The sequence below is a fragment of the Okeania sp. SIO3B5 genome (assembly GCF_010692555.1).
Lineage (GTDB): Bacteria > Cyanobacteriota > Cyanobacteriia > Cyanobacteriales > Microcoleaceae > Okeania.
In genome coordinates this window covers 1-8,934 of sequence record NZ_JAAHHG010000037.1, presented here as the reverse complement: position 1 = coordinate 8,934, position 8,934 = coordinate 1, and the positions used below count along the sequence as shown (strand labels likewise).

At 36.5% G+C, this 8,934-nt stretch carries 8 protein-coding genes and 1 riboswitch; of the genes, 5 read left to right on the top strand and 3 right to left on the bottom strand.

From position 1 onward, the window contains the following. The 3 genes from F6K54_RS07985 to F6K54_RS07975 form a co-directional block, all read right to left on the bottom strand. Window positions 1-315: DUF29 family protein (locus tag F6K54_RS07985; protein ID WP_293076275.1), on the bottom strand; the 315-nt coding region annotated here is incomplete at its 3' end. A 220-nt stretch (window positions 316-535) separates the two neighbouring features. Beyond that, window positions 536-1,105, bottom strand: coding sequence for a DUF29 family protein (locus F6K54_RS07980; protein WP_366558075.1), 570 nt, complete (start codon window positions 1,103-1,105; stop codon window positions 536-538). Window positions 1,106-1,837: 732 nt separating this feature from the next. Then, window positions 1,838-2,875, bottom strand: a complete 1,038-nt coding sequence (locus F6K54_RS07975; protein ID WP_293076273.1) for a sirohydrochlorin chelatase — start codon at window positions 2,873-2,875, stop codon at window positions 1,838-1,840. Between the two features lie 31 nt (window positions 2,876-2,906). After that, window positions 2,907-3,073, bottom strand: a riboswitch (cobalamin riboswitch). A 743-nt stretch (window positions 3,074-3,816) separates the two neighbouring features. Here F6K54_RS07975 and F6K54_RS07970 point away from each other — a divergent pair. The 5 genes from F6K54_RS07970 (at window position 3,817) to F6K54_RS07955 (ending at window position 8,291) form a co-directional block, all read left to right on the top strand. Beyond that, window positions 3,817-4,686 (top strand): transposase, encoded by an 870-nt coding sequence (locus F6K54_RS07970; protein ID WP_366558074.1) that lies wholly within the window; start codon window positions 3,817-3,819, stop codon window positions 4,684-4,686. After that, window positions 4,679-5,044, top strand: coding sequence for a transposase (locus F6K54_RS42730; protein ID WP_366558076.1), 366 nt, complete (start codon window positions 4,679-4,681; stop codon window positions 5,042-5,044). The genes F6K54_RS07970 and F6K54_RS42730 overlap by 8 nt, the downstream gene beginning before the upstream one ends. A 566-nt stretch (window positions 5,045-5,610) precedes the next feature. Continuing rightward, the gene (locus F6K54_RS07965) at window positions 5,611-5,871 is read left to right on the top strand and encodes a hypothetical protein (protein WP_366558073.1); all 261 of its coding nucleotides are present in this window, start codon (window positions 5,611-5,613) and stop codon (window positions 5,869-5,871) included. Continuing rightward, window positions 5,852-6,016, top strand: coding sequence for a hypothetical protein (locus F6K54_RS07960; RefSeq protein ID WP_293076271.1), 165 nt, complete (start codon window positions 5,852-5,854; stop codon window positions 6,014-6,016). Before F6K54_RS07965 ends, F6K54_RS07960 begins: the two co-directional genes overlap by 20 nt. 850 nt (window positions 6,017-6,866) lie before the next feature. Continuing rightward, window positions 6,867-8,291: a group II intron maturase-specific domain-containing protein gene (locus F6K54_RS07955; RefSeq protein WP_293076269.1), complete on the top strand. Its 1,425-nt coding sequence runs from the start codon at window positions 6,867-6,869 to the stop codon at window positions 8,289-8,291. The last annotated feature ends 643 nt before the right edge of the window (window positions 8,292-8,934 follow it).

Genomic DNA, 8,934 nt, shown 5'->3' with positions numbered 1-8,934 from the left:
AATTGCAACTTCTATGGCTTCTTCTAATATTTCTTGCCACTGGTCTTGTTTTATATAATAGGATTTTTTATTTTCTTGAAGATTGATTTTTTTTATTTCAATTAATGAACCACGAATAGAAGCTGCCCAAGAATTTGTTAATCTTTGTTCCAGTTGATTTTTAATGAGATGTATTAACATCCTAATTACAAAAGATTCAATAGCATTGATTTTTGTTTGCCGACTCATTCCATCTAATTCATATATTAAATTTAGAGCATCTTCGTAGCGTTGCTCTAATATACTATTTTTTAAATCTTCTAATTCCTGAATCATTACTGTTACTTCTGTAATATTTACTTCTATTATTTCCAGGGCTGTTTCATTCTAAATTTTGGCGTTGATCTTAAAACCTGATATGGAGAAAGTTATGGGTAGTTCTACTTCTGTGGGTGAAAAGTTTACTTTTAATCATAATATTTAAAGCCTCCATCCCCGTGTCCCCGTGTCTCCGTGTCTCCGCGTCCCCGTGTCTATTGAGAATGAAACAGCTTTGTTATCCCTGCCTCCATTCTTCCCCACCAGGTAATTCAATTAAAAAATCATCAACAATTTTTGGCAATTCTTTTTTAGAGTAATTATAAATTAATCCTAGTAGATTTTCAGCGATAGTCATTATTTTATTTCTATCAACCATGTTGAGCAGTTGAAAAGATGTATAAGCACCATCTAAGACTTCTATACTAGCATCACGAATTGCAACTTCTATGGCTTCTTCTAATATTTCTTGCCACTGGTCTTGTTTTATATAATAGGATTTTTTATTTTCTTGAAGATTGATTTTTTTTATTTCAATTAATGAACCACGAATAGAAGCTGCCCAAGAATTTGTTAATCTCTGCTCTAGTTGATTTTTAATGAGATGTATTAACATCCTAATTACAAAAGATTCAATAGCATTGATTTTTGTTTGCCGACTCATTCCATCTAATTCATATATTAAAGTTAGAGCATCTTCGTAGCGTTGCTCTAATATACTATTTTTTAAATCTTCTAATTCTTGAATCATCTTTTTTGTGGCAAAGGAAATTTTAAAAGTAGGAGGTAAGCATTCAGCTGTCAGCACTTCAGCTATCAGCTATTACTTTCAGTTTTAGATAAAAGATTTACTAATTGAGTCAGAATTTATACTTACTGTAAAAGCTGGCTGAAACAGTCTATATTAATTAGGGTTTGCTGAAAAAGTCTTTTAGTGGGGGGAGGAGACAGGAGACAGGAGGCAGGAGTAAGAATTATCCCTTAATTTTTCTGCCCAACTGTATCCACAAATACTAACTTTTTGAGCCTTATTAGCCGAAAATATGGTACTTTTTTTAAACTTAATAAGGCTGAAACTTTATTTAGTAAATACTTTTAGATTTAATCAGCAAGCCCTAATTAAAACCCCCTCATGAGAACTGAGAGTTAATAGCTGTTTGCGCAGCATTCCACAGGAAATGCTTACAGTAGGAGTTTAGACTGATCTGGTTTGAGATTCGATTTTAAGATACTTAATCCTAATTATACCAAGTGCGAAAAAATAGTGTTATATCATGTCTCATCAAATAACTGTAATAAACAATCTTTACAACTGATAACTGATAACTGAAATGACCAAATCTGGTAGGGACGTTGCATGCAACGTCCCTACATTGTGATTAATTAATGTTACTTGATATTAGGGCTAAAGCCCAACTACAAACAAAAACTTTTTTAATAGTTAATTATCTGGACATGATATTATTTTAAGTCTATTTGGATAACCACTATAGTTGTTTTTTTCCACTTCTCTTTGTTCCCTATTCCGAATAAATAATATCTAAGGAACTTGCCAAATACGTTGATGATATTCTTCTGGTTGAGCATAGGGATCAACCACAGAATGACTATGGTCGTGACTATGATAATGATGGGAGTGAGAATGGTCGTGATGACTGTGAAAATGTTCCTCATTACTAACAGCAGCTAACCGAAACTTACACATTTCACAGTTCATTTGTACTTCTCCTAACTGTGTCTCTATTTCTCTTTCTCGCAATAATTCTAATAATGTTGGATGCGCTCCCATTTCTGGTAGACAAGTCATAGAAATATCTGGATATTCTTCTTGTTGTTGGGCTGTAATATCAAATATTTTCTTTACTAAAACTCCGGTAAATAAAAAGTAGGGCAAAACAATAATACGCTTCGGTTGATATAATCTAGCTCGCCGAAAACCTTCTTCTAAACGAGGGTGAGTAATGCCAATAAAACAAGTTTCAACTGTTAGATAGCCACTGCCTTCCCATAACATTCGAGCTAGTTTATAAACGTCTCCATTAGCATCGGGGTCGCTCGAACCTCGCCCTACAAATAATAAGACTGTTTCGGAGGGATTAAAATTAGTTTCTTCTAATTCTGTAAGTCGCGATCGCCACAATTCTAAAATCTTGGGAGTAATACCAAAATGTCGCCCATAATGGAATTTGATTTGAGGATGTCGTTGTCTTGCTCGGTCTAATTCATTGGTAATATCAAATTTATTGTGGCGAGCTGCAAATAATAAAATTGGTAAAGCAGATAATTCTGTGTAACCTTGTTCTACACATTTATCTACTCCTTCTTGAATAGTTGGACCTGTTAATTCTAGAAAGCAAGGTATTACAGGTCGAGATTTATCTAAATTTTGATATGCTGCAACAAAGTCTAAAAAAGTTTCTTTTCCATCAGCATCTCGTGTACCATGACCTATCAATAATAAAGGTCTTTGTAGTGGTAATGGAGGCAATTTATAACTTGTAGAGATACTACTTATTTCTTCTGTTGAAGTTAGAGTATTTTGTGTTTTGATTTCGGAGTTTTGAGTTGAATATTTCATTTATTATTCTTTCCCGTGTCAGGCAGGAAGTTAGGGTTTACAAGTGACAAGTAGGTGTTCTGGCTGATCGATTGATTAGTAAGTAGTTATTGATTTTTTCTATTAACTATTTTTGTCGATTTACAGTTGCCGCACAGCCCCGGAATTGCACCGGAGTTTCCCCACTTTTTCCGCAAAACATATATAGCAATTACTAGATCGCCCATAGGCAGTCAAATTTTTTTTCTTTATCTTGTCTAGTTTTCAAGTACACAAACTGCTATAAATTATTGTCACCAAAAATTGCCAGTATTTTCCTACAATAACTTAACTTTTAGTTATTTTCGCAGACTTAATTTTTTATTAATTCTTAAAAATTTATAGACAGCCATTGTTAAAGTCATTCATACCAAATCCACTGATAAAAAGCTAGTTTTTCCCAAGCCGTCCTCAACTTTTTGCCTCCTGCCTTCTGTCTCACTCTTGTAATGAACCAGATTTAGTATCACCTCAGCATAGTTTTTTTAAGCCAAAGTCTGTATGTTCTTTCAATCATCAAAGCTGCTGCAATAGTAATAATAGTTCAAATTACTTTTTACTTTGTTTTTCATTGTGTTAAGCACTCAAGCAAAATGGCGTGGCGGATTAAATTAAGGTTGCGCACCAGAAAAAATTTTGATATAGTAAAACCATTAGGTGTAGTTCGCCTATGTACATGATTTTTTAGTCAATCAAAAAAAAATAGCAAACGCAAAGATAATATTACCTAAAATACAGAAGGCTCCCGGTATAATCTTTGATTTACCGGGAGATGAATGGTGGCAACGATAATTGTGATTTTCGTTGGTCATGCTCCGCCAAGGATGCCATAATTATCTACAAATCTTAACAGTTTATCCAATAGATATTTTAGGTAAACTTAGTTATAATAATCTTATTTTACAAGGAGTTAATCACAACGAGTGCTAGTAATTGAAGCCAAATTAAAAGGCAGTCAAAATCAGTACAAAGTTCTAGATGAAATGATTCTCACTGGTCAGTTCATCAGAAACAGTTGTTTGCGCTATTGGATGGATAATAAAAATGTCAAGCGTAACGACTTACAAAAACTTTGTGCTGTACTAGCAAAGGATAAAAATTTTCCTTGGGCAAAGAAACTCAACTCTCAAGCCAGACAAGCGTCAGCCGATAGAACATGGCAATCAATACAACGATTTTATCGTAATTGTAGACTGAACAAACCAGGAAAGAAGGGTTATCCAAAATTCAAAAAATTAACCCGTTCTGTAGAGTACAAAAATACCGGTTATAAACTATCGACTGACAGAAAGAAAATTGAGTTTATAGATGGTTTTAAAGCTGGTGTATTTGAACTATGGACAACCAGGGATTTAGTCTGGTATTCTCAACAACAAATAAGTCGTGTTAGAGTTGTGAGAAAGGCTGATGGTTATTATTGCCAATTCTTGGTCAATGTAGAGAGAAAAGAAACTCATAACTTTGAGGGTAATACAGTAGGAATTGATTTAGGTTTAAACGCTTTCTATACTGACAGTAATGGAAATGCTGTTGAAAATCCTAAATATCTGAGAAAGTCAGAAAAACGACTTAATAAACTACAGCGTCGATTATCACGTCGCCATCAACTAGGTAAACCTCAGTCAAATAATTATCACAAAGCCAGAAAACAATTAGGTAAACAACATCTGAAAATCAGTAGACAGCGTAAAGACTATGCAGTAAAGACTGCAATGGCGTTAATCCAATCTCACGATTTGGTAGTCTATGTAGACGCGGAGCGGCGCGCCGAAGGCAGATTTAAAGATTGCTAACTTAGTTAAAAACCATAATTTAGCTAAGTCTATATCTGATGCTTCGTGGTATCAGTTCACAGAATGGCTTAATTATTACGCTAAATTACATGGAATTGTTTGTGTTTCAGTACCTCCACATTTCACATCTCAAAATTGTTCAAATTGTGGTCAAATAGTTAAGAAATCATTATCAGTGAGGACTCATAAATGTCCCCATTGTGGGTATATTGCTGATAGAGACCACAACGCTGCAAAGAACATTTTGGCAAAGGGATTAGAAATATTAGGAGCGATAGTAAACAGTACCGAGGGGCACTCGGAAACTGGGGTCAAAAGCCCAAACGCTACGGGAGAGTCCGACCTCTGGAGAGCGTGATAGCAATATTGCGACCTCTAAGTTGTCTTGATGAACGTAGAATCATCAATGATGAGAATCCCGCATTATAATCTTTGATTTGATGCTGGGAGTATGTCAATGAAAGGGATATTTTTAATAGAAAGTAGTCATAAAATACCCCTCACTCTTCTAAATATTCATTTAACTATTAAAAAAGTTTAAGCTGTCAAATATTAGGCCAAAATAGTAGTTTTAGTATTGATACTGATAAAGAATATCTACAAAGGAAAAAATATTCAAAATGTGGACTTGTTTAAAGCGAAAGAAAGTTCTGCGGGATATAGGAAAATAAAAAAATTCAGCTTTCAGATGATATTTGTAATTTAAAGAAACAATCATCTCTTATTTATAAGCGTAACTTTATACTATATTAAAACCAGTCTTAAGCTGAAAAAAAGTTGTGAGGAGAAAACAATCTTTCACCTCTAACGGCAATTCTCAACCAGAGTTAGCCTAGAATATTCAAAACTAATTAAGCAAGATTGGTAACAAAACGATAAAATCGTAAGCCGTAGTATCTGACCACATAAATTCTGAAAATTACTATGAATGACACAACTAACGAATTACTCGAAAATATGCCCAGGGAGCAGAGAGTTGGGCAACTGCGCAACTTAATTGAAACTTTACACATAGCTGATGAAGTGGCCAATAAAGGCTATCTAATCACCAGCTCAGAGTTAGCAGATTTAATGGACATCAATGCCAGTGCTGTTACCAGCCGTGGTGATCATTGGGTCTGGCGGAACTGGGTTGTATCTAGAGTACGTCGTGAAGGAAACCAAAGTGCGATTCGTTTCTGCTAAAAGTCAAGGCCATCAGGTTATAGCAGAAGGCAGAAGGCAGAAGGCAGAAGGCAGAAGGCAGAAGGCAGAAGGAAAAATCTTACCGAGAAATTGTGGGTATGCGCCTCCCCTTTTAAGGGGAAAAAAGAAAAAATTTTTCCTTTGAGTCAATCCTCTTCTTTTGAAGGAGAGGCAATAATTAATAATTAATAATTAATAATTAATAATTGAACTGGCCTAAGTTTTAGATTCTTGAGCTGTCCGCGCTCTTTGCTTCAAATGCTATAAGACGTGAGTAGAGTAAGGCTATTAGCCTTATAACTAAATGACCTTGAAGGTGAGATTCCTTCCGCCCAGGTGCAGGGTTGACAGCATTACCCCTACGGCAAGCGACTAGCCATCAATCCGTAAAGCGGGGTAAAAAGGTGGTAAAGCTCTGAGCTTAAGTGAGTTTCCATCGAGCACAATACCCATTGGATAGCTAAAAGCGAAGATGTAATTGAAGCGTCGTAATTTTCAACCAGTGAAAAAAGCTGTAACACTGGAGCCAAAAGGCACAGGATAGGGAGTTAGCGAGATTTGGTTCGACTAATATGCACTTCCCGTAAACCCGGCGTAAAGCATCATCCTAAAGGTATATAAATAAGGTCGTTTGGAACGAAGTAACCCATGAAAAACTCTTGAATTATTTAGCATTCAGCACTCAGCAATCAGCTTTCAGCTATGCTCACCCTTATTTAGGTTTTGAAGCTAATAGCCCTACTATAGCAGAAGTCAGAAGTTAAATTCTTGCTGTGACTATATTTAAGAGACTCGATAATGTCATACTGCCTTCAGCTATAGGTATTGATAACTGATAACTGATAACTGATAACTAATAACTGAATCAAGTAGGTGCTAACCGGATGTTTGATTGGGAAGGATTGTGTCAGAAGCAAAGGCCCTTATTTAATGTAATGGGATAGGCTGACGGACACACAGTGATTTGGAATGTAGAGTTTGATTAGGTAATAGAAATGTCCAATACGAGTTTGAAGACTACGGCGGAATGGCAGGAATGGCGCGATATTAACTGGTTAAAGGTTGAGCGTCACGTCTTTAAGTTACAGGACAGAATCTACAGAGCCTCTGAGAGTCGTGATTATGTTGCATTTCGTAAGCCCCAAAAAACTTTGCTGAAGTCCTGGTACGCTAAGTTATTGGCAGTGCGTGGGGTAATTCAAGATAACCAGAGTGAGAAAATTTTGTCTTCGGAAAAGCTGTTTGCTTTGGCTAAAACTTTGGACATAACTGGCAAGGTTAAGTCTAGGAGAGGCACTATGGAGGACTACGCTCTACAAATACTTGCCAAGATGGCTCTGGAGCCAGAATGGGAGGGTATTTTTGAATCTAGTTGTTATGGGTTTAGGCCGGGGCGATCGCCTCAAGATGCCGTAGAAGCAATTTTTGGTTTTGTCAAGCTGGAGCCTAAGTATGTGCTTGAGGCTGACATTGTTAAGTCTTCTGAGGGTATTAACTACCAACTATTACTGGAAAGGCTCGGTACTTATCCTACATTGCGTCGAAAAATCAAAGCTTGGTTGAAGGCAGGTGTGATGGATGGGGAAGAGTTGTTTCCAACGGAGGAGCAGATGGCAAGGGGTGGAGTTATTTCTTCATTTCTGGCAAATGTGGCTCTTCATGGTATGGAGGAGCAAATCAAGGAGTATGCTGAAATTTTTGATTTTCAATCTGTGGAAAGCGGGTATGAGGTATCAAGGGTTGATAGGAATGAATACTTGGGTTTGGTTCGCTATGGTAGTAGTTTGGCGATCGCTCATAAAGATATAGATGTGGTTCAAAAATGCCTAGTAAAGGTTGGAGAGTGGTTGTCTGAAATGGGGCTGGAGTTAAAACCAAGTGAAACAAGAGTGGTTCATACTTTATATGGGTATGGTGGAGAAAAACCAGGGTTTGATTTCTTGGGGTTCAACATCAGACAATTTGAGGTGGGCAAAAATCAAAGTAAGCTTGGTTTTAAAACTGAGGTTAAACCAAGTAACCAGAGCATGAAGAGTCATTATCGTCAAATTGCTGAGGTTATAGATGGACATAAGTCTGCACCACAGGTTGTTTTAATTAGAAGGCTTAATCCTATTATTCGGGATTGGGTTAACTATTATTCGGCGGTGGTGAGTAAGAAAACCTTTAGGGATTTGGATCATTTAATATTCCAAAAGCTCTGGCGTTGGGCAAGAAGAAGACATTCCAATAAAAATAATGATTGGATTTCTCAAAAGTATTGGCATTCTGGGGAAAACAAAAAGGAATTTTCGTGTAGTTATGAGGATGGCAGTCGAGTCAAGCTGTTGAAACATACAGAAGTTCCTATTGTTATACAGGAGAATGTTAACAAGGACTGGTTTTATTGGAGCAGGCAAAAAGACTTTCATTCAACTTAAGAAGGGGAAAGTTTTGGATGCCATTTACTATTGCATAGAGATTGCTACGATCTGAAAACTGCTAAGAATAGTGGTAGAGGTGCTCATTTTGATTAGGGCCAAATCACTGAGGAGCCGGATGAGGTGAAAGTCTCACGTCCGGTTTTGGAGACGAGTAATTCTAGTGATGGAATTGCTTAGTTTAACTTCTCTGGCAATTAGAAAGAGTGGATTAATTTTACCCCTAATTTTTTCTGTAATTAGGGATGAGTGAGAATAGCGATCGCTTACTTTTTTCTATAGGAGCGATCGCCTCTTAAATAATATTTGAATACTGATAAATAAGGGAGCAGGGAGTAGGGGAGTGGGGGAGTAGGGGAGCAGGGAGTGGGGAAAATAGAAATATTTCCTGTTGAAGCGAGAGGATAGATTTTTTCATCACTAATTCAATTGAGATAATATTACTAACTAATTACTAACTAAAGATTTGCTATTGAAATGAGAGGATAGGTTTTTTTACCGCTAACTAAACTTAAATAGGGTTTGCTGAAAAAGTCTTTTTTAAGGAGTAGGGGAGTGGGGGAGTAAGGGAGTAGGGGAGTAGGGGAGTATTTTTTTTGCCGAACTATGCGCCCAAAATCCTAACTTTTTGAGCATAAAGAGC